The sequence below is a fragment of the Embleya sp. NPDC025285 genome (assembly GCF_055558835.1).
The window spans coordinates 1-23,004 of sequence record NZ_JBVHLU010000140.1; the positions used below are offsets into that span (position 1 = coordinate 1).

21 protein-coding genes and 1 pseudogene are annotated in these 23,004 nt (G+C 70.6%); 12 read left to right on the forward strand and 10 right to left on the reverse strand.

Annotation, left to right across the window (positions count from 1 at the left end; genetic code table 11):
• Positions 1–63: 63 nt before the first annotated feature.
• Both ACZ4FV_RS47145 and ACZ4FV_RS47150 read right to left on the reverse strand, forming a co-directional pair.
• Complete coding sequence (locus ACZ4FV_RS47145; protein ID WP_465327229.1) at positions 64–426, reverse strand: alpha/beta fold hydrolase; 363 nt, start codon at positions 424–426, stop codon at positions 64–66.
• Positions 427–881: 455 nt separating this feature from the next.
• On the reverse strand, positions 882–1,421 hold the full coding sequence (locus ACZ4FV_RS47150; protein ID WP_465327231.1) for an ArsR/SmtB family transcription factor: 540 nt from the start codon (positions 1,419–1,421) through the stop codon (positions 882–884).
• Between the two features lie 57 nt (positions 1,422–1,478).
• Here ACZ4FV_RS47150 and ACZ4FV_RS47155 point away from each other — a divergent pair, with 57 nt between their 5' ends.
• Positions 1,479–2,384 (forward strand): S41 family peptidase, encoded by a 906-nt coding sequence (locus tag ACZ4FV_RS47155; protein ID WP_395870690.1) that lies wholly within the window; start codon positions 1,479–1,481, stop codon positions 2,382–2,384.
• A gap of 326 nt (positions 2,385–2,710) precedes the next feature.
• Here ACZ4FV_RS47155 and ACZ4FV_RS47160 read toward each other — a convergent pair whose 3' ends face one another.
• Positions 2,711–3,298 (reverse strand): GNAT family N-acetyltransferase, encoded by a 588-nt coding sequence (locus ACZ4FV_RS47160; protein ID WP_465327234.1) that lies wholly within the window; start codon positions 3,296–3,298, stop codon positions 2,711–2,713.
• 454 nt (positions 3,299–3,752) lie between these two features.
• Between ACZ4FV_RS47160 and ACZ4FV_RS47165 the strand changes: the two genes are divergently transcribed.
• Positions 3,753–4,208: a tellurite resistance TerB family protein gene (locus ACZ4FV_RS47165; protein ID WP_465327236.1), complete on the forward strand. Its 456-nt coding sequence runs from the start codon at positions 3,753–3,755 to the stop codon at positions 4,206–4,208.
• A 19-nt stretch (positions 4,209–4,227) separates the two neighbouring features.
• Here the strand turns inward: ACZ4FV_RS47165 and ACZ4FV_RS47170 are convergent, their stop codons facing one another.
• Positions 4,228–4,845, reverse strand: a complete 618-nt coding sequence (locus tag ACZ4FV_RS47170; RefSeq protein ID WP_465327238.1) for a class I SAM-dependent methyltransferase — start codon at positions 4,843–4,845, stop codon at positions 4,228–4,230.
• Positions 4,846–5,395: 550 nt separating this feature from the next.
• Between ACZ4FV_RS47170 and ACZ4FV_RS47175 the strand changes: the two genes are divergently transcribed.
• Positions 5,396–5,764 (forward strand): hypothetical protein, encoded by a 369-nt coding sequence (locus ACZ4FV_RS47175; RefSeq protein WP_395870697.1) that lies wholly within the window; start codon positions 5,396–5,398, stop codon positions 5,762–5,764.
• A 386-nt stretch (positions 5,765–6,150) separates the two neighbouring features.
• Here the strand turns inward: ACZ4FV_RS47175 and ACZ4FV_RS47180 are convergent, their stop codons facing one another.
• The gene (locus ACZ4FV_RS47180) at positions 6,151–6,759 is read right to left on the reverse strand and encodes a TetR/AcrR family transcriptional regulator (protein ID WP_465327241.1); all 609 of its coding nucleotides are present in this window, start codon (positions 6,757–6,759) and stop codon (positions 6,151–6,153) included.
• A gap of 93 nt (positions 6,760–6,852) precedes the next feature.
• Between ACZ4FV_RS47180 and ACZ4FV_RS47185 the strand changes: the two genes are divergently transcribed.
• Positions 6,853–7,602, forward strand: coding sequence for an SDR family NAD(P)-dependent oxidoreductase (locus ACZ4FV_RS47185; protein WP_395870701.1), 750 nt, complete (start codon positions 6,853–6,855; stop codon positions 7,600–7,602).
• A 26-nt stretch (positions 7,603–7,628) separates the two neighbouring features.
• The gene (locus tag ACZ4FV_RS47190) at positions 7,629–7,835 is read left to right on the forward strand and encodes a hypothetical protein (protein WP_465327244.1); all 207 of its coding nucleotides are present in this window, start codon (positions 7,629–7,631) and stop codon (positions 7,833–7,835) included.
• 369 nt (positions 7,836–8,204) lie between these two features.
• Here the strand turns inward: ACZ4FV_RS47190 and ACZ4FV_RS47195 are convergent, their stop codons facing one another.
• Positions 8,205–11,645 carry a DNA polymerase III subunit alpha gene (locus ACZ4FV_RS47195; protein WP_465327246.1) on the reverse strand — a complete coding sequence of 1,147 codons (3,441 nt, stop codon included), beginning with the start codon at positions 11,643–11,645 and terminating at the stop codon, positions 8,205–8,207.
• 276 nt (positions 11,646–11,921) lie between these two features.
• Positions 11,922–12,389: a MarR family winged helix-turn-helix transcriptional regulator gene (locus tag ACZ4FV_RS47200; protein ID WP_402242282.1), complete on the reverse strand. Its 468-nt coding sequence runs from the start codon at positions 12,387–12,389 to the stop codon at positions 11,922–11,924.
• A gap of 84 nt (positions 12,390–12,473) precedes the next feature.
• Here ACZ4FV_RS47200 and ACZ4FV_RS47205 point away from each other — a divergent pair, with 84 nt between their 5' ends.
• The 3 genes and pseudogenes from ACZ4FV_RS47205 to ACZ4FV_RS47215 all read left to right on the forward strand — a co-directional run bounded on the left by ACZ4FV_RS47205 (position 12,474) and on the right by ACZ4FV_RS47215 (position 15,651).
• Positions 12,474–13,400, forward strand: coding sequence for a quinone oxidoreductase family protein (locus tag ACZ4FV_RS47205; RefSeq protein WP_402242285.1), 927 nt, complete (start codon positions 12,474–12,476; stop codon positions 13,398–13,400).
• Positions 13,401–13,554: 154 nt separating this feature from the next.
• Positions 13,555–14,915, forward strand: a pseudogene (locus ACZ4FV_RS47210) (FAD-dependent monooxygenase); the annotation flags it as partial.
• A gap of 262 nt (positions 14,916–15,177) precedes the next feature.
• Positions 15,178–15,651: an SRPBCC family protein gene (locus ACZ4FV_RS47215; RefSeq protein WP_402242287.1), complete on the forward strand. Its 474-nt coding sequence runs from the start codon at positions 15,178–15,180 to the stop codon at positions 15,649–15,651.
• Between the two features lie 531 nt (positions 15,652–16,182).
• On the opposite strand, the gene ACZ4FV_RS47220 is transcribed toward ACZ4FV_RS47215, so the two are convergent.
• A complete protein-coding gene (locus ACZ4FV_RS47220; RefSeq protein WP_395870711.1) occupies positions 16,183–16,317 on the reverse strand; it encodes a hypothetical protein in 135 nt (44 codons plus the stop codon).
• Between the two features lie 921 nt (positions 16,318–17,238).
• Between ACZ4FV_RS47220 and ACZ4FV_RS47225 the strand changes: the two genes are divergently transcribed.
• Positions 17,239–17,607 carry a hypothetical protein gene (locus ACZ4FV_RS47225; protein WP_395870713.1) on the forward strand — a complete coding sequence of 123 codons (369 nt, stop codon included), beginning with the start codon at positions 17,239–17,241 and terminating at the stop codon, positions 17,605–17,607.
• A gap of 255 nt (positions 17,608–17,862) precedes the next feature.
• On the opposite strand, the gene ACZ4FV_RS47230 is transcribed toward ACZ4FV_RS47225, so the two are convergent.
• Both ACZ4FV_RS47230 and ACZ4FV_RS47235 read right to left on the reverse strand, forming a co-directional pair.
• Positions 17,863–18,360 (reverse strand): hypothetical protein, encoded by a 498-nt coding sequence (locus ACZ4FV_RS47230; RefSeq protein WP_402242291.1) that lies wholly within the window; start codon positions 18,358–18,360, stop codon positions 17,863–17,865.
• Positions 18,361–18,389: 29 nt separating this feature from the next.
• A complete protein-coding gene (locus ACZ4FV_RS47235; protein ID WP_402242294.1) occupies positions 18,390–18,800 on the reverse strand; it encodes a thioredoxin family protein in 411 nt (136 codons plus the stop codon).
• Between the two features lie 438 nt (positions 18,801–19,238).
• Here ACZ4FV_RS47235 and ACZ4FV_RS47240 point away from each other — a divergent pair, with 438 nt between their 5' ends.
• The 3 genes from ACZ4FV_RS47240 (at position 19,239) to ACZ4FV_RS47250 (ending at position 22,060) form a co-directional block, all read left to right on the forward strand.
• Positions 19,239–19,853 carry a hypothetical protein gene (locus ACZ4FV_RS47240; protein ID WP_465327252.1) on the forward strand — a complete coding sequence of 205 codons (615 nt, stop codon included), beginning with the start codon at positions 19,239–19,241 and terminating at the stop codon, positions 19,851–19,853.
• A gap of 1,198 nt (positions 19,854–21,051) precedes the next feature.
• Positions 21,052–21,237 (forward strand): hypothetical protein, encoded by a 186-nt coding sequence (locus tag ACZ4FV_RS47245; RefSeq protein ID WP_395870721.1) that lies wholly within the window; start codon positions 21,052–21,054, stop codon positions 21,235–21,237.
• Positions 21,238–21,337: 100 nt separating this feature from the next.
• Entirely contained in the window at positions 21,338–22,060 is a 723-nt protein-coding gene (locus tag ACZ4FV_RS47250; protein ID WP_395870723.1) for a DUF2637 domain-containing protein, read from the forward strand.
• Positions 22,061–23,004 lie beyond the last annotated feature (944 nt).

Here is a 23,004-nt window from a genome sequence, read left to right on the forward strand (position 1 = left end):
GCACGCCGCTGGAAGTCCTGAACGAGCACAAGCAACTCGGGCTGGCGGCGTAAACAACAGAAGTCAACGTGTCCGGAAAACACGGGGCACCTCACGGACCTGCCTTGCGGGTGCTGCACCGGCCGCGACGGCGAGCGTGTTCGGTCGCGTCGACTGCTCCGCGATGTACCCGCCCTCGGTCCGGAACCACTGCGCCGCCCGGCCGAGGTAGGCCGCCGCGTCCGGCGCGAGCTTCGCGGGGTCCGCCGTGAGCGCACGTTGCGGGGCGATGTTCGTGAGGTGCAGGGCAGCGACCCGGTCCGGGTGTTCGGCCGCGAGGAGCTCCGCGACGGTGTCTCCAACGTCGCCGCCGGACACCGTGTACCGCGAGTAACCGAGTTCATCCAGAGCATCCGCAACGATCCCGGCGATGCGATTGGCCGACATGCCGGGCAGGGTTAGCGGGGGGCGAACGGGAAGCGCGGCAGCGCGGGAACCACACGTGCATGTCCGCAAGCAAAGGCAGAACGCGCTCGAACCGCAACACCGAGTCCGGCCAGCCGTGCAGCAGCACGACCATCGGGGCGCCGGGCCACGTGGACCGGGCCAGAATGCTCAATCGCCAAACCGACGGGCGCGCGAGCTTCGCACTCCCGCGACGACGAATTCTCCTCGCAGACCGACCAACGGCACAGGCCTCGGCAACCTGCCCGTGCCCCGGAACGGTCGGTCACCGTGCGGACGTCAGGGCGACGACCTGCACGCGATGGCGCGCCGTGCGTGTCGTTCGACATCGAAGATGGTTGCGTGCAGGGCGCTGATCTGGGGCGACCAGGTTGGATGTCGATGGGTGTGGCTCGTCCGGCGTGAGCCAGGTGTGCTGTCCGGTGGGGTTGGTGCCGCTAGGCGGAACCGGTGGTGCCGGTCGGCGGAGCCTGTTGATAGAGCGCTACCAGCACGCCGTGGACGGGCTGGTCCTCTGTATCTTCCTCGGCCTCGTCGACCAGGTTGGTGAGGGTCTCGCCGAGTTCTCGTGCCTGCGCGGGGCTGAGACGCAGGTGGCGCATCGTCAGGGTCTCGGCGGGTGAGCGGTCCAGCTCCTGGGCGAACGCGGCGAGCATGGCGGCGGTGCCTGCCGCTTGGGGTGCGGCGACGACCATGTGGCGAGCCGTGCGTTGGTAGTACTGCTCGGTACCGCCGCGGACCTGGCGGGTCTCGGCGATGTGGACCAGCCCGGCTTCGCGGAGCACTTTGAGATGGTGGGCCACGTTGCCCTTCTTCGCGTCGAGCTGCGCCGCGAGCCGGCTGATGGTGGCGGGCCTTTGGCCGAGGGCGAAGAGCAACCGCTGCCGCAACGGGTGGGCGAGCGCCGCAAACTGCTCGGGCGCGCCGATCTCCAGGACATCCTCAGGAGGCGGCGGGAAGGAAGGCTGATCACGCATACCGAAAGTGTCTAAATTTCTTGACGCTTTCGCAAGGGCAGTGCTCTACTCCTCGCCATGACGACTCTGACGAAGACTCCGCCCGCCCCTGTCATCGACGAGACAGCCCGGCTGCTGACCGAGCACTACGTTTTCCCCGACATAGCCGAGCAGCTCGCCGGCCTGCTGCAACGACGCCTCACCGAGGGCGCCTACGACGTCGACGGCCCCGAGGAGCTCGCCCGGCTGGTCACCGCGGACCTGCAGTCCGTCAACGGCGACCGACACCTGAGACTGAAGCACCACGTCGACCCGGTGTCCCCGAAGCGGGGGGCGGCCACCCTGGACTCCATGCGCCGGGACTTCGACACCTCGCTGGGCGGTGCGCCCCGGGTGCAGTTGCTCGACGGAGGGGTCGCCGTGGTCGAGCTGGCACCGATGCTGTTTCCGCTGGAGTGGGCCGCCGAGCCGCTGAGTGCCGCGCTCACCGTGGCCTCCCGCGCCCAGGCGCTGATCGTGGACCTTCGGTCCAACCGGGGCGGCGACCCGGACACGGTCGCCTTCGTCTGCAGTTACCTGCTCGACGAGCGCACCCACCTCAACACCATGTCCTGGCGCCGCGGCGAGCGCATCGAGCAGTCCTGGAGCCTGCCGCACGTTCCCGGCGCGCGCTTCGGCGGCAGCAAGCCGTTGTACGTGCTGTCCAGCGGCAGCACCTTCTCCGCCGCCGAAGAGTTGGCGTACGACCTCCAGCAACTCGGTCGCGCCGTCGTCGTCGGCGAGCGCACCCGCGGCGGTGCACATCCATGCCAGGGCTGGACCGTGCACCCACACCTGGAAGCCACCGTGCCCGTCGGCCGCGCCATCAACCCCGTCTCCGGCACGAACTGGGAGGGCACCGGTGTGCAACCGGACATCCCTTGCGCTGCAGGCGACTCCCTCGACCGCGCGCACGTACTGGCCCTCGCCCGACTGGCAGACTGACCAGTCCAGCTCACCGACAGCAGCACGCGAGTGCTCCCCATATGCACTTCGGCTTCGGCAGCCGGCTCCGGCGGCGGGGGCCTGGTCTCCGGCGGCCCTCGGCGTGCTCACACCCCGCAGGACCGGGCCGGCACTCCGCGCACCGGGCCGAGGGTGTGGTTATGACGAACTCCCCGCAGTGCAAAGCCTATCCAAGTGATCTGTCCGACGCCCGCCGGGCGCTGGTGGAGCCGGTCCCGGCGTGCCCACCGCAACCCGGGGCATCGACGCCGGAGAGAGAATCGACGGCCGCAAGCGCAATGTGCGAGGGCTCGACCCTGTGCGGGTCAGGGCTTGTGCTGCATGATCCAGGTGGGCAGGGGCTCGGTTATCGTGTCCAGGACCTCCCAGCCGGCTCGGCGGTACATCTCGACGTTTGCGGGGTTGCCGGTCTCCAGAACCGCCGGCAGTCCGTGCTCGGTGGCGTGCCGCAGTCCGGCTGCCATGACGGCGTGGCCCCAGCGCTGTCCGGCGTGTTCGGGGTGGGTGCCCAGGACGCCGAGGTACCAGAAGGGCGCGGTGGGCAGCACGTCGTGCACGGCGACGTCGTAGGCCCGGACCCGGGCGGCCGCGTCGGCGGGGAGCACCGAGGTCCAGGGCTCGCCCACGGCACCGCTCTCGGCGGCGGCCGGCGTCGAGGTCGCGGGCGGTTCCCAGATCGCGACGGACCCGCCGCTCCCGACCGTCCACACCGTCTCCTTGTGTACGCGCTTGTCGAAGAGGTGACCGAAGAACGCTGCGGCGTACGGCGGGTAGGTGACATCGTCGGGAAAGAGGTACCGCAAGACCGGGTCGCCGGGGAACGCGGCGACCAGCGAGGCCACGACCCGTTCGCGATCCGCGGGCGTGGCGATGGTGATCTTTGCTTCCGTCATAGGCGCGGACGATAGCCCAGGTTCCGGGTTCCCGCGCATGTGGGGAAATCACGCCGGTGCTCGGTATCGGGCCGGCCGGGCGCGACACAACCGACGGTGTTCCCGGATCTCATGGACAACTCCCTGATATCCACAGGGCCCCGTTTCGGAATCGCGGCACGAACGTTCTCGGTTCTCGTAGGCATCGCCGGCAGCAGGAGGTTCACGCCTGAGGTGCGGCCGAGGTGGGTGAGCACGCCGTGCCGGACCCGTGCCGGCCGCACCCCGTGCGTGGCCCAATGTGCGCGGTGTGCCCACCCGGACTCGCGCGGAACCGGCCGATGCGATCCGGGGGCGGCAACACCTGCGACCCGCGCCGCATTCGCACGACGTGTTCCTCTACGTTGGTCGGGATGGAATGCGCCCGAGCGGCTATCGCGCGGGACCGGCGACGCGGCAAACGTACGGAGACGTCATGCCCTTGTGGGACAAGGTCGAGCAGTCCGTCCGGCACATGCAGACGCAGTTGACCGCGAAGAGGCGGGAGTTGACCAGTGACGCGTTTCGGGACGCGAGCATGGCGATGTGCGCGCTGGTCGCCGCCGCGGACGGGACGATCGACGAGGTCGAGACGCGGAAGGTCGCGCAGCTGATCGCCGGCAACGAAGCGCTGCGCCAGTTCGACAAGGACGACCTGCAGCGTCGCTTCCACGCCCACGCCGACCGGTTGTCGACCGACTTCCGGCTCGGCAAGGCACAGGTCATGAAGGACATCGCGAAGGCCAGGGCGAAGCCGGACGAGGCGCGCGCGGTCATCCGGATCGGCATCGTCATCGGCGGCGCGGACGGCAGGTTCGATCCGAGCGAGCGGACGGTCATCCGTGAGGCGTGCGTCGCGTTGGGCATCGCCCGTGCCGAGTTCGGACTCTGAGACGAGGACCGCAGAGTCGTCATGGCCCGCCGCGGACCCGAGCCCGGTGGGGGCCGGATCGCTGGGAACACCTGCCGGCCGAGGCGGGCCCCTGCCGCTCGACGGGCCCGAACAGCGCTCCCACGCCCTCCACTTGCCGGTCATCCGTCGGCGCTGCGGCACAGTCACGCAGGATCTGGTCGAGTCCCGCCACCCAAGGCACCGACACATCACGGAAATTCCACACCAGGCCGAGCCGCCCGCCCGGGCGCAGCACCCGGGCAGCTTCAGGGACGGCTCGTTCCGGGTCCACCCAGTGCCACGCTTGCGCACAGACCAGGACGTCCACGCTTGAATCCGGCAGTGGGATCGACTCCCCGGTCCCGTCCAGAACCCGCACATCGGGAAGCACCCGCGCGAACTGCTCGCGCATCCCGACCGAGGGCTCCACCGCGACGACCTCCCGGCCCGCGGCACGCAGCGCCCGGGTCAGCTTGCCCGTACCCGCACCAAGATCAACCACGGTTCGCGCGTCCTCGGGCACCAGCCAGGCCACCGCCTCCGGCGGGTAGGGCGGGCGGCCACGCTCATAGGCGTCCGCTGCGGCACCGAACGACCGCGCCTGACGAAATTCTTCCTGCTCCCCGGCTCTCGTCATGCCAGGCATCCTGCCAGGTGCCGCTCGGTGCGACAGCGGACGAACCGGACGGTGCGGAGCACGACGACACGGTGCAAGACCTCGCGATCCAACGCGCATCCTCCACGGGATTCGGCCGCCCGTGGACCGCCGGCCGGTTGTATCCGAGGGTTCGTGTGCATTCGCGACGCGCACAGTGGGCGGGGATGGCCGCCCCGTCCCCGACCTGCGGAGCGGACGCGGCAGCCGCGCCGTGTTACGTGCTGCGGTGGTTCTTTCACGCACGGCGCGGCCGGTGCCCGAGGGGCGGGGCCGGCCGCGGCGTGTCTGCGGGAGCGTTCGAGCCCACACACGAACACGCCGCGACGCCGCCCACGATCGTTTCCCGGTGGACCCCTGCCCGGCGCGCCGCGCCGCACCCGGGAGATGCGTTCACCCGATGGGACGCGCCGGCACCGCAGCCGCGACGTCGGGCGATGCCGGGCACAACTCGATCACGGTCGACCCCGGGCCACTTCACCTCCTCGGGCCGGCGGAGTAGCGTTCTCGATCCCGATCTTGGAGGTCCCGAATGTGGGTCATCCGTGAATGGATCAATGACGAGGGCAACCCGTGCAAGGCCGTCGTCAGCGAGGAAGTCGCCGCGCGTTCCGACGAGGAACTCCGCGCGATGCACCGCCGACTCGAGCATTCACCACGCCGAACGCCGGATGCCGCGATGGACTCGATCAACCGCACGCTGAACACGAACCTGGACGCGTTCGTCCTCGAACGCCTGGAGGGCCTGCACACCCCCGGCCGCCACATCGGCCTGAACGACCTGGTCCCCGGCCTGCTCCGCCCGGACCTGGACCCGCAGTTGATGGAGACCATGGACCGCATGTTCGACCGGCAGATCGAGACCATCGCGGACGGGATCCGACGCGGCGAACCCCGGTAGACCCGTCCACGGGCGCGCCCGGCATCCCCCTCTGCCGGCCCGCCCGCGCGACGACAGGGACGGCCTCGACCGCACGAATGTCGCGGTCGGGGCCGTCTCGTCGTCCTGTGCGGCCCGCCCGCACTGCCCGGGTGGGTCGGGCTCAGCCCGTCTTCTCGGGTGGTCGGGCCGTGGGCCGCTCTTCCTCGGGTCGCCTGTGGTCGTGGCCTTCGTCGCGGTTCGCTTGGCGATGTCGGGGCGGTTCTTGGTTGCGGCCGCCACGCTCGCGGTGGGCCGACGTGGGCACCCGCAGGAGTTTCGCGAGTCGGGGGACCTTGGTGAACCGGACGGTGTGACGGGCGCCGGTGGCCGCGCCGGAGCGCGCGAAGACGAACGCCGGGCGGTTCTCAGGAGAGCGGCCAGTTGCGTAGGGCGGCGTCAGCCATCTCCTGGAGTTCATCGCGGCCGACACCGCTCGCGGCTTGCACGGCGATGCCGAATGCCAAGGTGGTGACGTAGCGGGCCAGCAGCCCCGGATTGGTTTCCGGAGGCAGGTCGCCGTCGTCGACGGCTCGCTGGAATCGCTCCCGGACGCAGGAGCAGCCGTTGTTGCGCCAGGCGACGAGAAGGTCACGGACTCCACGCCCGGAGTCGCCGACGGCCAAGGCGCCCTGGACGCCCAGGCACCCGTGAGGATGGGTTGGGCGGGTGGTGGTTCGAACGGTGCCGGCCAGAATCGCGGTGGCGACGCCGAGGGCGGTCGGCTCCTCCAGGGCCCGGGTCAGGTATGCGCCCGGGCCTTCGGTGTAGCGCTCCAGGGCCTTGCGGAACAGCTCCTCCTTGTTGCCGAAGGTGGCGTACATGCTGGTGGTGGAGATGCCCATCGCGTCGGTCAGAGTGGCCAGGCTGGCGCCCTCGTAGCCGTGCTCCCAGAAGACCAGCACGGCGCGCTCGAGAGCTTCGTCTGCGTCGAATCCTCGCGGTCGACCGATCGGGCCGCTCTTTTTGGTCTCCACGCCCGCAGTCTATCTCTTCCGCATCGATCGCTACAGAAGTGCTACGTTCGACTTCCGCATCGATCGATGCGGAAGTCGAAGGAGGCTGATCCCATGGGACTACTGGAGGGTAAGACCGCTCTCGTCACCGGAGGCGGCACCGGAATCGGCCTGGCCAGTGCGGTGCGGCTGGCCGCCGAGGGCGCACACGTGTTCATCACCGGCCGGCGCAGGACCGAACTCGACGCGGCCGTCGAAGTGATCGGTTCAGCGGCCACCGCCGTGATCGGCGACATCTCGAACCCGGCCGACCTGGACCGGCTCTACGAGACGATCCGCAGCCGGGGACGGGGCCTGGACGTACTGTTCGCGAATGCCTCCGTCGCCGCGTTCGTGACGCTCGAGGAGGTCACCGAGGAGCACTTCGACACCCTCTTCGATATCAACGTCCGGGGCACGCTGTTCACCGTGCAGAAGGCGCTGCCACTGCTCAACGACGGCGCCTCGGTGATCTTGAACGGCTCCACCAACGTGGACGTCGGCGCGGAGGCGTTCGGCGTGTACGCGGCGACCAAGGCCGCCACCCGATCGTTCTCCCGGACCTGGGCCAACGAACTCAAGGGACGCGGCATCCGGGTCAACACCATTACACCCGGCCCGACCGATACCCCTGGTCTGTCGGGGCTCGCGCCCGACCCGGAGCAGGCCGCCGGACTCAAGCGGCAACTGGCTACGCATGTGCCGCTGGGCCGGCTCGGGCGCCCGGAGGAGATCGCCGCCGCCGTGGCCTTCCTCGCCTCCGAGCAGAGCAGCTTCATCACCGGTTCGAGCCTGTACGTCGACGGCGGCCTGAACCAGATCTGAGTTCCATGGCCGCGCATCCGGCGAGGATGGCGGCGCGTGGCCGGCCGCGCTCGCTCGGGACGGGCGAGCCCGGCAGCCTCGATCGCAGCCCGCTCAGCGAGTCGTGGCGCAGCGGGCCCGGTCAACCCGCGTGGGTCGCGCACGAGCACCAGACCCGTGCCGAACTGATTGCCAACCTCGCCAGGGCGCGCCGGATCCTTCCCGCCGCAACCGCCGAGGTCGAGGGCGGGTAACTGCGCTTCACCCGCAAGCCCACCGACACGAACGCCACGGTCTGGGACGACCCTTCCGGCTCGCCCGCGCGGCGGGCGAGCCGGTCTCGGGCCTTCTCGTGTCTGGGGCTGGATCGTCGGGAGTATCAGGATTTATTTCTTGATAGTTCCGGGTCGTCACCTCGCCCCGTGGGGCGACGCCCTCGGGGCATGGAGCTCGTCCGGCCACAGCATGGTCTGCGGGGTGAGGATGTCGCCCTGCGCGCGGCGGCCGGTATCGGATCCGGCCGGAAATGCTTCGTCACCGGCCCGGGCCGGTGCGGGCACGCGGGCCGCACGCCCGGAGCTGTCCCGGACGGAATAGGAACGCTCCCCTGCCCCTCGTGGCCGTCAGCCGGGGCTTCCGGGGCTGCGGTGGCCGTAGCGGGTGAGGTCGGCGGAGCGTTGGCCGGGGGGTTGGAGGTCGGCGTAGGGGTGTTGGAGTGCGCCGGTGCCGTGGACGAGGACGCGCCGTGGTTGGGCGGGGGTGGGGTGTGGGGTGGGGGCGCCGAGGAGGTCGAGGGCGGCCTGGGGTCCGTGGTCGCGGCGGAGGGTGGCGATCTCGTCGAGGTCCCAGGCCATGGTGCCGACGATGGTGCGCCGCCGTCCGCGGACCTGGACCTTGCCTCGGACCAGGAGGAGTCCGGAGTGGAAGACGGTGTGGGCGCAGGCGGGGTGGGAGTCCTCGAAGAAGGCGAGGTCGACGAGGCCGGAGCCGTCTTCGAGGGTGACGAAGATGACGCGTTTGCCGGAGGCGATGGGTGGGGTCTGGGTGGAGGCGCGGACGCCGGCGACGAGGACTTGTCGGCCTGCCGGTTGTTCGGCGAGGTGGGTGGCGTCGACGGCGCCGATCTCGCGGAGAAGTCGGTGGTGGTGTTCCATCAGGTGGCGGGAGAGGTCGATGCCCAGGACGTGGAGTTCGGCGCCGACGGCTTCGCGGGTGGTCATCTCGGGGAGTCCGCTGGGGGCGGTGGCGTCGAGTCGGCTGTCGGCGAGGGGGAGTTGGCCGTCGCCGACCCTGCGGGTGCGGCGGTGGAGTTCGGGCAGTTGCAGGAGCAGGTCGCGGCGGGTCAGGCGTCCGTCGTGCAGACAGTCGAGGGCACCGATGCGGGCGAGGTGTTCGGCGGTGGGCAGGGCGGGGCGGGCGCGTTGCCACAGGTCGGACAGTGAGGTGTAGGGGCGGCCGGCGTCGAGGCGGGCGCATTCCTCGTCGGTGATGCCGCGCACCGCCGACAGCGCCAGCCGCACCCCCCACGTACCGTCGCTCGTCTGCTCGATGGTGTGGCCGGGGCGGGAGTGGTTGACGTCGACGGGCAGGATCGGGACCCGGTGGCGGCGGGCGTCGGCGACGATCACCCGGCGCGGCCACATCCCCGGATCGTGCTCCAGGAGCCCGGCGTACAGCGCGGCCGGGTGGTGGGCCTTGAGCCATGCGCTCTGCAACGCCGGGACGGCGAACGCGACCGCGTGCGCGCGGCAGAAGCCGTACGCGCCGAAGCTCTCGACGATGCGCCACACCTCGTCGCGTACCTCGGGGGTGTAGCCGCGGGTGGCGGCGTGTTCGTGGAACCAGTCGCGGACCTGTGGCATGCGGTCGCGGTCGGACAGGGCGCGGCGGGCGACGTCGGCGAGCGCGAGGTCGCAGCCGGTCGTCGTGGCCAGCAGGCCCATGATCTGCTCGTGCCAGATGGTGACGCCGTAGGTGTCGGCGAGGACCGGTTCCAGGTCGGGGTGGGGGTAGGTGGGGGCGGCGCCGTGGCGGGCGGCGATGTACTGCTCCGGCATGCCCCCTGCGACCGGCCCGGGCCGGAACAGGGAGATGTCGGCGATGACGTCCTGGACGCCGCGCGGCTGCAGGCGGCTGAGCAGGTCCTGCTGGCCCGGGCTCTCCAACTGGAACATGCCGATGGTGTCGGAGGCCTGGATCAGCCTGAACGCGAAGAAGTCGTCGAGCGGCACCTGATGTGGGTCGTCGAGGTCGATGTGTGTGCCGGTGGTGCGTTCGACCTCGGCGACGGCGTGCGCCATCGCGGACTGCATCCGCACCCCCAGCACGTCCAGCTTGATCAGGCCGAGGGCTTCGACCTCCTCCTTCGCCGCTTGGACCATGGGGAAGGCGTCGCCGGGGGTGGGTTGGACCGGCAGCCGGTCCAGCAGGCTGGCGTCGGTGATGATGACCCCGCAGGGGTGCATCGCCATCCCGCGCGGCAACGCGTCCAGTCGCTCGGCGAGTTCGAACAGCGGGCCGTGGCGCTCCGCCTCGGCCGCGAGCTGCCGCAGTTCGGGCAACTCGGCCAGCGCGGTGGTGATCCCGCGGGCGCGGATGTGGGGGAAGGATTTGGCGATGCGGTCGATGTCGGGTGCGGCCAGGCCCAGGGCGAGGCCGACGTCGCGCAGTGCGTGGCGGGCCCGGTAGGTCTCGGGCATCGACGTCACCGCGACGCGCTCGCTGCCGAACCGTTCGAAGATCCTGCGGTAGACGTCCAGGCGCCGGGCGGACTCCACGTCGATGTCGACGTCCGGCAACGAGGACCTGCGTTCGGACAGGAACCGTTCGAACAGCAGGCCGTGGTCCAGGGGATTGGCGGTGGCGATGTCCAGCGCGTGGCACACCATCGACCCCGCCCCCGACCCGCGCGCCGCCACCCGCACCCCCATCTCCCGCACATCCGCGACCACTTGGCCGACCGTGAGGAAGTAGGTGTCGCACCGCAGCCGTCCGATCACCTCCAGCTCCCGCGCCAACCGCTCCATCGCGACCTCGTCGCGGTCCAGGCCCCGCCGGACCATTCCGGCCTCGCAACGCTCGCGCAACACCCGCGCCGCCGAGTCGTCCGTGGCGCCCACCACGGCCGGCTCGGGGAAGAACGTGCCGCCCAGACCCAGGTCCTTTACCGGATCCACCCGGCACTCGTCCGCGGTCGCCGCGGTCCGTGCCAGCAGCACCCGGGCGCGGTCGGGTCCGGCGCCGGCGGCGTCCGCGATCCGGGCCGCGACCGCCGCCATCGCCCCCGGGTCCTTCAACCAGCGCTCGCGCGGATCGAGAAAGTCCGGGCGGTGGAAACGGATCGGGCGCAGCAGGCGGGCGGCGTCCAGGACGTCGGCGACCTTGTACTGGTCGGGGTCGGCGTAGCGCACGGCGTTGGTCAACACGGCGGCCACCCCGACCCGGTCGGCGAGCTGGACGGTCCGAGTGGCCAGACGCAGCGAACCCGGCCCGGTACCCGACGACCCGTAGTACAGACACTCCAGGCGCAGCGCATCGCCGAACAGTTCACGCCACGGCGCCAGCAGGTGCTCCGCGGTGTCCGGGCGGCCGTCGGACAGTGCCCTCACCGGTTCCGAGGTCGGGCCGAGCAGCACGGTCAACCCGGGCCCCGCGTGTTCGCGCAGCGCCGACCACGGCACCACCGGCGGCCCTCCGACGGCGTGTGCGGCCGAGACCAGACGGCACAACCGCGACCAGCCCTCGCGGTCCCGGGCGAGGAGGGTCACGCGCAGAGGGGGTTGTTCGACGTGGGCCCCGCCGCGGACCGGTGTTCGGCGCCGCCGCGCGCGAGGTGTGTCGGGCGCGGCGGGGGCGACGGAGACGTCGACGCCGAAAATCGGGCGCACCCCGCGCTTCGCGCAGGTCTGGGCGAAGCGGACCGCGCCGCCGACGGTGTCGCGGTCCGTCAGGGCCAGGGCCGACATGCCTCGCTCGGCTGCCCGCGCCACCAGGTCCTCCGGGTGGGAGGCGCCGTACCGGGCCGAGTAGCCCGACGCGGTGTGCAAGTGCGCGAAACCGTCCACCGCACACCTCCGCCCGCGTCCACCCCCCCTGTCCGAAAACCACCTCTCATTCGGACAATAGTTCGAATAGATCAACTTTGCCAACCGTCCTCCCTACGACGGGCAGCGTTGGTTGGCACGCCCTTCGTGCAGGGAGCGGGCCGGCGGGGTTGTGCTGGGTTCGGGTGGCCCGCCCGGTGCGGGCGCGGCACATGAGCCGGTCGAGAGCGTCCGCGAGGTTCGCTTCGGGCGTGTCGGCGTCCGTGCGCCGGGCCGGCGCCGGCAGCGGTCCCGGACTCAGGGCGTGCCGCGCACCGGGCGCTCGGGACGCGGCGTTGCCGACAGGGGAGGGGTGAGGAGCGGCTCGAGCAGCCGAGCGAGCTGCTCGCGCTGTTTTGGATCGAGTCGACCGGTGGCCGGTGCGAGGGTGTCCCGGACTTCCTCGTACAGGCGCCGGGTGAGGTCGCGTCCGGCGTCGGTGATCAGGACGACGACGGCGCGCTTGTCGTCGGGGTCGGCACCACGTGTCAGCAGCCCGCGGCGTTCGGCGCGGGCGATGAGGCCGGACAGGGTCGACTTGTCCAGGCCGAGGAAGGCCGCGAGGTCGCTCATGCGGGGGCGTCGGTCGCGCAGGATGCCGAGCACGCGCAGCTGGGTGAGGGACAGGTCGTGCTCGGCGCCGATGCGGGTGAGAACGCCCATGACCTGGAAGGCGCTGCGGACCAGGCCGTCCAGCAGGGCGTCCGTGGAGTCGTCGGGATCCATGAATGCCACCCTACTTGACATTGTTTGTATTACCAACAATCCTCTCAGTGATTGGTATTACAAACCAACCTGTGGGAGTTCCTCATGCATGCTGCGGTCATCACGGCGTTCGACGCGCCGCCCGTCTACGGCGAGCACCCCGAGCCTGTGGCCCAGGGCGAGCACGAGATGGTGGTGGACGTCCTCGCGGCGGGCCTGCACCATCTGACCCGGGCCAAGGCGGACGGCACCCACTACTCCGCCACCGGCGTCTTCCCGCTGGTGCCCGGCGTCGACGGCGTCGTGCGTGACCCGTCGGGCCGCGTGCGCTACGCAGTCCTGGACGACACGAACCTCGGCACCTTCGCCGAGCGCACCGTGATCGACGCACGCCGAAGCGTCGTCCTGCCCGACGACGTGGATCCCGTCCGGATCGCCGCCGGGATGAACCCGGGCATGTCCTCCTGGGTCGCCCTGCGCCGCCGCATCACCTTCCGTGAGGGGCAGCGCGTTCTCATCCTCGGCGCGACCGGCAGCGCCGGACGCATGGCCGTCCAGATCGCCAAGCGGTTCGGCGCCGCCCGGATCTTCGCCGCCGGCCGCGACACCACTCGCCTCGAGGTGCTGCCCGACCTCGGTGCGGACCGGGCGCTCGCCTTCGACGAAATCACCGCCGCCGCCGAGGTCGACGTCGTCCTCGACTTCGTGTGGGGCGCTCCCGCCGCCGGCGCCATGCTTGCGATGCTTACCGCCCGTGCCGACCGCTCTGTCCCGCTGACCTGGGTCCAGATCGGTTCCATGGCGGGCGAGTCCGCCCCGATCCCTTCCGCGGCGCTGCGTGGCGCACGGTTGAAGATCGTGGGCAGCGGCATCGGCTCGGTCTCCGCCCGTGACTTCATCGCCGAACTGCCCGAGCTGGCGACAGCGGTGACCGAGGGCACCATCGACGTCCAGGCCCGTGCCGTGCCACTGGCCCAGATCGCGCAGGCATGGTCCGAGAAGACCGGCGAGCGCCTGGTCTTCGTGCCCTGAAGCCCTCGGCCCACCTCACGTGTCCCGGCTGCCTGCCGCCGCTCCACGCGGCAGGCAGCCGGGCAAAACAAGGAGTGGGTCATGACAAACGTGTTGGGCTCGAACAAGCGCCTCGGCACGTCTGAAATACGCCAAAGTAGACCGCCGTTCCATGCCGTACAAGGCGCTCCCGCTCGGATTGCGCGGCCTGAGCGCCGGATCGGCCGAGGTGTTCCACCGCCGCGACGAAGCAGTGATCAACGCTTCGGGCGCCGATGCGAAGAAGGTCGGCGCGGCCGCCGACGATCGAGGCGCCGGGCCCCCGTGACGTGAGCCATTTCGCGGGCATGGGCCTGGACGCGGCCGACATCGACGTATCCGCCCTCCCGTTCCGGCTGCCCAGCCCGGCGATGGAAGGGTTCATGACCAGCCTCGAAGCGGTCGGCACGGTCATGGCCGAGCGCGCCACCGCGCTCGGCGTGGACATCGTCCGCGGCGCTCTGGTCACGACCGTGATGCAGGACGACGAGTCCGTCACCGTCACGGCAGGCGGACAGGGGTGCCAGGCCCGCTACCTGGTGGGCTGCGACGGCGGACGCAGCACGGTGCGCGGCCTCGCCGGCTTCGACTTCGTCGGCACGGACCCGCTCTTCACCGGCTACGTCGCGCGCGTCACCTTCGCCGACCCGCAGGAGCTGCCACTGGGCTTCAACCTGACGCCGAACGGCATGTATCTGCGTACGCCCTTCGAGGGGCACCTGGGCATGATGGACTTCGACGGCGGCACGTTCGACCGCTCCAAGCCTTTGACCCGCGAGCACCTCCAGGAGGTCCTGCGCCGCATCACCGATACCGACGTGACGCTCACCGATGTTCATCTGGCATCGAGCTTCACCGACCGTGCGATGCAGGCGACGACCTACCGCAAGGGCCGCGTGCTGCTCGCCGGCGACGCCGCGCACATCCACTCCCCCTCGGCGGCCAGGGGCTCAACCTCGGCATCGGTGATGCCGCCAACCTTGGCTGGAAGCTCGCCGCGACCGTGCACGGCACCGCGCCCGAGGGCCTGCTCGACACCTACACCCGTGAGCGCCACCCCGTCGGCGCCGCGATCCTGGACTGGTCACGCGCCCAGGTGACCACCATGGAGCCCGGCCCCAACGCCCCCGCGCTGCGGCAGCTGGTCCACGAGTTGCTGAGCACCACAGACGGAACGACCCTCGCCTACCGGAAGACGACCGGGCTGTTCAACCGCTACGACCTGGGCGGCGGCCCGCAGCCGCTCGTCGGCTGCACCGCCCCTGACTTCTGTTTCGAGGACGGCACTCGCCTCGGTGAATTGTTGCGCCAGGGCCGGGGCGTGGTCCTCGACTTCAGCGGCGACCACGCGCTGCAGCGTGTGGCCAAGAGCTGGGAGGGCCGGATCCAGTACGCGGCGGCGTGGCACGCAACGACCTCGGATTCAGCGCCCTGCTCATCCGCCCGGACGGCGTCGTGGCCTGGGCGGACCATCACGTCCCCGACCTCGAGGCGCTATAGCAGGCCGCGACCCGTTGGTTCGGCAGCCCGCAGAATCGGTTCGGCAGCCTGGCTGTCTCCCACGCAAGCACCAGCGTCAGCCGGTTGCGTCTACCGGAGCTCTCGCTGCGGAATCTTGGGCGTCGTGACATGACGGCATCAATGTTTCCAGCGGCGAGCCGAGCCGATCAGGTTCGAACTGAGCGCGAACGCCGTAGCGGTCCTGGATGAAAGGTCGGAATCCTGGGGACAAGGGTGTCCGTAGTGCATGATTATCCGTATGGAGAAGCCTGACTTCACGCTCTCGCGCGCCCCTGTCGCATACGCCTGCATGATCGTTCGCAAGCCCGCCGAGGAGGTGTTCCGTGCTTTCGCCGACCCGGATGCGACCTCCCGATTTTGGTACAGCAAGAGCAGCGGGCCGATGGTCGCGGGGGCCGAGTTGCGCTGGGAGTGGGAGACGTACGGTGCATCGGCCGAAGTCCGGGTCAAGGAGGTCCAAGAGGGCCGGCTGATCCGGTTCGAATGGGGCAACTACGGGCAGCCGACCACCGTTGAGTTGCGGTTCACCCCACACACGGCAGGAGCCACGTTCGTCGAGGTCACCGAGACCGGTTTCGAGGGCTCGGGGGATGATGCCGTGCGTTGGGTGAACGACACCGTCGGCGGATTCGCTACAGCCCTGTGCGCCATGAAAGCCCTGCTGGAACACGGCATCGAACTCGGCGCCGTCCCCGACCATCATCCAGCCTGACCGGCACCCACGCCGTGTTCCGTGGCTTGGAGCGGCAGAAGTAGCCCCACCGGCGAGAGCCTTCGGATACGAGCAGACTTCGTTCGCCAGTGATGCCGAAGTCGTAGCCGTGGAAGCGGAGTTCGTTCTGCCATGCGGGGCGGCGTCGACCTCGTCCCACAGTCGACGTGGCCCGCCTTGGACAGCCTTGCCGATACCGGGTCGGTCGTCGGCCAGCGCCCAGGAACGTCCTCGGTTCCCCACAACTGTCACGCGGCCCCGCCCTCGAGTGTCGCGCCGCGTCGAATCCGGCGCTGCCGTCGTCGCGTTGGCCGCGCAACTCCACGAAGCCACGCCGCGCACGAGCTTCCCCGACGCGGTGTTGGCGGACTTCCTGGCCGAGCTCGCGGAGTCGTCGCTGCCCGGGGACCCCTAACCCGTGAGGGTGAGCAGGTGTTCGCGATCGTCGCCGAACGCGACCCTGGCCCCGTCGCCCAGGCGGCCCTGCATGCCGACCTCGGGCGTGTACGCGGGTCCCGGTCGACTCGGCGGCTACCCGACAGGTGGGCCCGGCACCTCGGCGGAGGGCCGAGCGGCCTCGCCGAGCCGGTACACGCTTCCCTGCGGGCCGACGGTGGCGCCGAAGTCCCGCAGCCTGGGCGGCTGGACCTTCTTCCACGGGATCACGGCGTCGTGGATCTCCTGCGTGCGTCCTTGACCGCCTCGTCGACACCTGAACCCACCGGGCGGCGGTTCGAGGCGTACAGGGACGGCAGGGGTGGACGTCCCACGGTCGCGCCCGGCCACGACCTCGCACCCGCAAGCCTCGATGGCGCCCCGGTCGCCGACGCCGGGAATCGGTAGCCGACGGTGAGCGCGTTCGAGGCGCGCTGAGCCCGGGCGCGGGCCGGGTCAGGGCGGATCGGTCCGGCTTGGTTCAGCCTGATTCGGTCTGGTTCGGTCTGGTTCGGTCTTGTTCGGCTTGGTTTCGCCGTTGGACAGGGGCGGCGCGCGTGAGCGTGCCCGGGGAGATCGGGTCCGGCGCTTCCGGGGTGCCTGGCCCCGGGAGGCTCGGCCTCGGAGGGCCGGGCTGTGGGTGCCCGCGCCTACGCGTCGGTCGGTCCTCTCGCGCCGACGGCGGCGACCGGCCGCCTGGCCACGTTCGCCGTGAGTCGAGCGCCCTGCCTCCGATCATCGGAGGCAGGGCATTCAGCAATACGCCGTGGACCTTCGCGGCTTGGTCGACCACCGCGTTGTCGTCGGCTTCGGTGGCATTTTGCCGGGGTGGTCGTGCAGGCGGGTGGATGGCCGTCGGGTCGACGGTGGCTTTCCTGTCGTCCCGGCCGTCGAAGTCCGCGGTGAGCAGGAGCGCCACCACCAGGTCGGTGGTCGTGGCGTGTTGGGTGATGCGTTGCATGGTGCCCCCAAGTGCGGATGTCCGGGGGTGGACGGATGGCGGCGTGGGTGGTTGCACCGGATGGACCCGTCACGCGGCGATCGGCGTCGTGGTGGTGGGACGAAGCGTTGGGAAGTCCCTCTGTTTTCCCGGATCAGGGCGGATAGCTTGCCGAGGCCGTCAAGTGCCGGTCCTGTCCTGGAGGTTGTCCGATGAGAACGGTTGCGGGGGTGCTCGGCATCGCGTACGGGCTGATCGTGGGGTGCGCCGGAGCGGCCGGCATGGTGTGGGGGCTGAGCTCCTTCGGCGAGGTGGGGTGGCTGGTCTTCCTCGGCGTGTTCGTCGTCGCGCTCGGCGTGGCCCTGGCGCGCAACGGGTGGAAGCTCCTGAAAGGGGAGCCCGGGGCGGACGATCGGCTGATCCAGTTGCTCATGGTGCCTGCGGGCTTGTCCGGAGTGGCGATCGGCAGCATGGTGGCCCAGGCCGATCTGTCCACCGGTGCGGTGCAGAATCAACTGGCGGGGTTCATCGCGGCCTTCGTGCTCTCGGTGGCAGCGATCCTGCTGACTTCTCGGGCTTGAGCGGAGGTCTTCGACCTTTGTCGATGCTTCGGACGTCGACGAGTCGGGTCGGCTTCCGCGCGTTCGCCGGGCCCGGCATGAGTATGTGAGCCGGCGCGCCCCTGCGTGCTCGGCATCCGCTCGCGCGGGCCCTCGAGCAGATACCCGCAGCCTCGCCGGGGCCGTCCGGGCGCTGCGCCTCTCGCGTCGCCGGGCGCGCCGCTGCGCTTGCCTGCCCCGGCCCAGGGATGCCGCCTCCGCGCACGGCGGTTCGCGTCAGCGAAGGTCGAAGGGGATCGCCTTGTCCACCTCCGGCTTCAGGCACGCGTTCGCACTGCACGCGCCGTAGCTGACGACCACCTCGGCACGATGGCCGCCCGTTCGGCGCACGGGCAGGGTGAACGTGACCGGACCGTCCGGGTAGACGGGGAGTTCGGTCGTGAGACCCGTCAGCCGCAGGAGCCGGGTCGAACTCCCGGTCGCCGGCGGGCCGTCGGCGGCGAGGTCGCCCCGGACCCCGATGCGGGTCGGGACCCCCAGACCGTCGATTCCCCCCGCCGGGAGATCGACGCCGTAGATGTGGAAGCCCGGTTGGGGGGTGAACGTCACCTCGAGTTCGCGCCGGTCCTCGTGTGGCGGGCGAAGCGTGGCGGTGACGGTGACGCCGCTCGCGGTGACACTTGCCGTGAGCGGGGTCGAGGCCGGGGCCGGGGCCGGCGTCGATCCGCATCCGCACAACGCCACGACCGTTGCCGCCACCCACGCCGACGCCATGGCGGACCGGTGCCGGCGCGGGCGGGTCGTCATTCCCGCCCCGCGTTGCCGCGTGCCCAGCGGGTCAGGAATGCGGCGACCTGCCCCGGGTCCAGATTGCGGGCGTTGGCCAGCGACCCGTCGTTGGTGGCGGTGCGAACGCTCCCGTCGGGCGCGAGTACGACCAACGCGGGGATTCCGCTCGTCGCGAGGTCGAGGTAGCGGGCGGCGACATCGAGATTGCGGTCGAACTCGCCGACGTCGACCGGGACGACGACATAGTTCTTCGCCAGCAGTGGTTCCACCTGTGGGGATCGGAACAGGTTGTGCAGGACCCGACAGTCCGGACACCAGTTGGCGCCGAAGTCGAGCAACACCGCGCGATCACTCTGTGCGGCGGTCGCCAGCGCGGTACGGATGTCCGCGTCCGCGTCGCGTGTGGAGTCGAACCCCTTCGGCACGGTCGAGGTTCCGGGAGACGACGGCGTGTTACCGGCCCCGTCGAGAGGGCCTTTGGATGCCGTCGGAACGGACGTGGACGGGGCCGCTGTTCGGGAAACGGGGGCTGCGGCGTCGTTCTCGGCCCGTGGGATGTCGGCGGAGTCGTTCGCGCCGCACCCCGCAGTAAGAAACACCGCCGCCAGGACGGCTGTCAGGCATGGACGCAGGCCGCGCACGTTATCCCCCTTGCTGAGAATGGTCGCCGGAAACTACCAGTACTACGAATGGAGTTCGCACCTGGGGCCCTGGCCCGAACGGAGGCGGGAATACGGAACGTCGGGCTCTGGTGGCATTTTTCCCTTCGCCAACGCGCCGCGCGTCACGAGTCGGGAAGTCCGTCCGGGCCGGGCCGGTGGATCGATGGTGTCGTCGGTCGGGTGGGGCACAGTGCCGCCGATGTGAACGGCCTGTCCGCGATGCTCGCCGGCCGCGACCGCGTCAACCTTTTGATCACCGGCAAGCACCCCGGATCAGGCTTCGCTCCCTATACCTTCCGCGACGAACTCACGCACGGCGCGGCGGTGTGGCCACACATGGGCAACGGGACGGGCCCACCCGACATCGTGCTCGCCTCCGCAGGCCGACGGCAGCGGCGTGACGCACCCGCCTCGAACACGATCTCGGCGGCGGCGGTGGAGTTGGAAGGGTTCCTGGACGCGGTCCGGCGTATCGGCGGGTTCCCATCTGGCGATCGCCCGTCTCCCCGGCGGCGCCTGACGCGCGCAACGGGGTTCGGCAGGTCCCAGGTCGTGGTTGATGTGAAGGGCGCGGCGCGTTGCCTGGTGCGGGGGACGCGGGTGGTGGTCGTCACGGTGGCGGCCCGTGACCGCATACGAGCGGGCGGGCTGCGCGAGCCGGTGTATGGAGGTTGGGTGGCCGTTGTTCGGGGGCTTCCGGTGCGGGGGCCGGGTACGGGGGTGGGTCCGCCGGCGCCGGGTGGGCGGGAGCACGGCCCGGGCCCGCTGCCCGCCTGCGCTGTGGTGGTTTGCCAGGTAGTTCGCGTCCGGCCGTGATCGATTCGTTCGTCGGCGCATGGAAGACCGGGGTGTCCTGCCGGTCTTCGGGGTGCGGGGGACCGGGTCGTGCGTGGTGGCCGCGCACGGGCGGTCCGACGAGCGTGGTGCGTGGCGGGTTCGGCGCGGTCTCCCCGGAGCGCGCGAAGGCGGGACGCTGGGGCGTCGCAGGTGGTTGCCGATGGCTTTCGGGAATGTCCATCCCCGAACCGGAGGCGGTTGCGGGTCGCTCCACGATCGCGCCTGGGCGACCAGGGCCGCCGGCGCGTCGGCGTTTCGGCATCGACCTTCGGGGGTGGATCGCTGTGCCTCATGCCGTTGCGGTTGCCCGCGTAGTCGCGCCGTACGGCCTATCAACGATCACGGGCATGTCGCACCAAGACGGTGGAGCAGACATTTTCCGGCGCGGATCGTCGTTTCTGCGCCCTTGGCCCCGGTGCCTCGGCCCGTGGCCCGTCTCGTGGGCGAAGGTCGGGGTCCGTGCCGCCGGGTTGTGTAAGGCGTGAGCGGGTGAGCTTCGCGTGAGTGGAACTCCCACGCGCCGGTGCCTCTTTCAGGTGAGGTTCGGCGTGTCGTCGAGTGGGCCACGCTCCGGCCGGGTAGGCGCGCTTCGTCGGGTCCTCACAGTCACTCGCGATGTGCTGTGCGGGCTGTGCCCGGCGTCGTAGTACGGGGCCTCGGTCGCATCTTCCGACCGAGGCCCCGTGCGCGTTCGCGGCGGTCCACGTGCGGGGAATCCCGCGGTGTGTTCGCCCGGGTCGCGGAGCGTGCCGACGGAGTCGAGGATTTGCGGTGTTCGCCGTGTTCGCCGAGCCTGCGCGGCGTGGGGCCGGGGTTACAAGGTGTTCTCGCGAATATGTGCACGGCGGAGGATGGGGCTGCGGCTGGTGGGTGTCCCGAATTTTTACCGACTCGTGAGGTTCTTGTTGCGCAGGTAAAGGGTGCCTCGGGTGAACGGTGCCGCTTCCCTGTGTTGGCGCGGAATTCGCGTTCCCGGCGGTGCGGGTCGCGTGGTGCGGGTGTTCGTAAATGTGCGACGCGTGGCCGGAAACGGGCAGGAATCCGGGGTGCCGTTCACCGTTTCGGACCAGCTTCGTCGGGGAGGGTGCGTCGTTAGCCGGGCGTGACTCCCCGAGCTTCCGCGTCCGCCGCGGCTTCTCCCGCTCTCGCCCAACGCGCCTTTCCCATGGGGGATTGGGTGCTCACCCCTCGCGCGGCGACGTTCCGCAAACGGTCTCCGCACGCGTACATCGAGCGTGCGGGACATCGCGTCGCGCTTCGTCACTGTTCCGCCGACATGGAGCAGTTCGCCCTGGCGATGGTGTTGATCGTCGCGGAGTACTCGCGCCGACTCGACGACGTCCTGGACGATCCCCGTTCGTGAATTCCGGGACCGACCGCCCGCCGACCATCGAAATGTGTATTTGGCATCGATATTTGTGTCGGTGCCGCGCGACGCCCGATCCCTTGAATGAGTCAGGCCCATGTACGAAGGTTATGGATACGACCCGTATCCCCCGCCCGGCATGCAATTTCCCCCGAGCGTCGCGTCGTCTCCCGGCGTGGTGGAGTGGTCGACGTCGAACGCGGCCGTGTCACCCGACGGGCTCTCTCCGTCGTTCGCGGTGGTGGGGGACCCGCAGTTCGAGGCCGATCTCGCCCGGCTGCTGGCCGGCCCGGTCGAGGAGATTCCCGCCACCGTCGAGCTCCCGGCCCCGATCCGGGGACCGGGCAGTCATCGCCGGCAGCCGCCGCAGGCCGTCCCCCCGGTCACGGGCGGACGGCGGCTGGACCGGCTCAGCCGCACCTTGGTGGTCGTCAGCGTCGTGCTGGTCGCCGCGATCGGTGTACTCGGCGCGGTGATCACCCTCGCGCCGCTGGGGCACACCGGCGGCGCCACCTCGGGCCCGGCCCGGTGGTGGCCGGTCCTGGTCCAGGGGCCGTGGCTGGTGGCCTCGCTGTCGATCCTGCGTTCCAGCCTGCACCGCCGCCGGGCACTGCACTCGTGGATCGTGGTCGCCGCCTTCGCCGGCCTGTCCATGACGCTGTCCCTCACCCACGCCCCCATGACCCTCCAAGGCGTCGTCGTCGCCGTCCTGCCCGCCGTGGCGACCACGGCCTGCCTGCACCAACTCGTACGCCAGATCACCCTCACCCGACCACCCCGACGATCCACCCCCGGCCAAGTCCGCAAACCTCCACCCTGAACCACGCCCGCCCACGTGCCGCAAGGCGCCACATCCGAACGCCGGTATCCCGGGTGGCCGTTCCTGCGGGTCGACGGCCGTGAACCCTTGCGCCTATCGGCGCATCGTGTCCCGGACGGGGACGAACGGCGGCCGGTCGTCCTCGTCCGGGCTCACCCCCGCTGCTCGTCCGGGACCTTGGCGCCCTGCCGTGGGATACCTTGCGCGGTGGGAGGTGCGCCCAAGACGCCGGCTCCTGCCTTGTGCGCTTCGGGTGGTGGGGCAACGGGACGACCCCGGCGCGGCCGGCGCCGGACCTGGCCGTCGCCGGACGAGGGGGAATCGACCCCGCATGGACGGCCCGTCCGGGTGAGCCCAGCGGCCGGGCGTCGCCCGGGCGAGAGGTTCGGTCGAATAACCCTGCCCACCGCGCTACTTCGGCCCGACCGCCAGGAGGTCCAGGAGTCGGTGCGGCGCGGGGCGCGGTCGCCGTCGTCGGCGAGTGCGAGCAGGCGCGGCAGGGGTTCGACGACGCGGATCGGGCGTCCGGAGCGCACGTTTGCCGGCGTCGCGCAGGGCCCGATCCACGACGCTTCGCGTCCGGGCCACCGCGCGCAGGTTCCTTGCCCGGTGGAGTTCGTTGCGGTGGGGCAGCCACCGGCCGGCTCGGTGGTCCCTGCCCAGTGTGGTGACATCACGTTCGAGGAATTCCCAGGTCCAGTCGTCGGCGACGAGTTCGCCGCTCTCGCGGCCCGGTCGGGTGGTGCGGCAGCGCGCACACAGCCGTACCGGCCGGGGCCCCGAGGGCGGTTGGCAAGGCCACGGGCGGTCAGTCGTCGGCCGGGGCCCGGTCTCCTCGCAAGGTGACACTGAGGTGCCCTTGATCTTCCGGACAGCGACCCGCGTAGGGTTGCAGGTAACCGGAAAGAGAAAGCACGTGCCGCCAAGATATACACAGCAGTTCA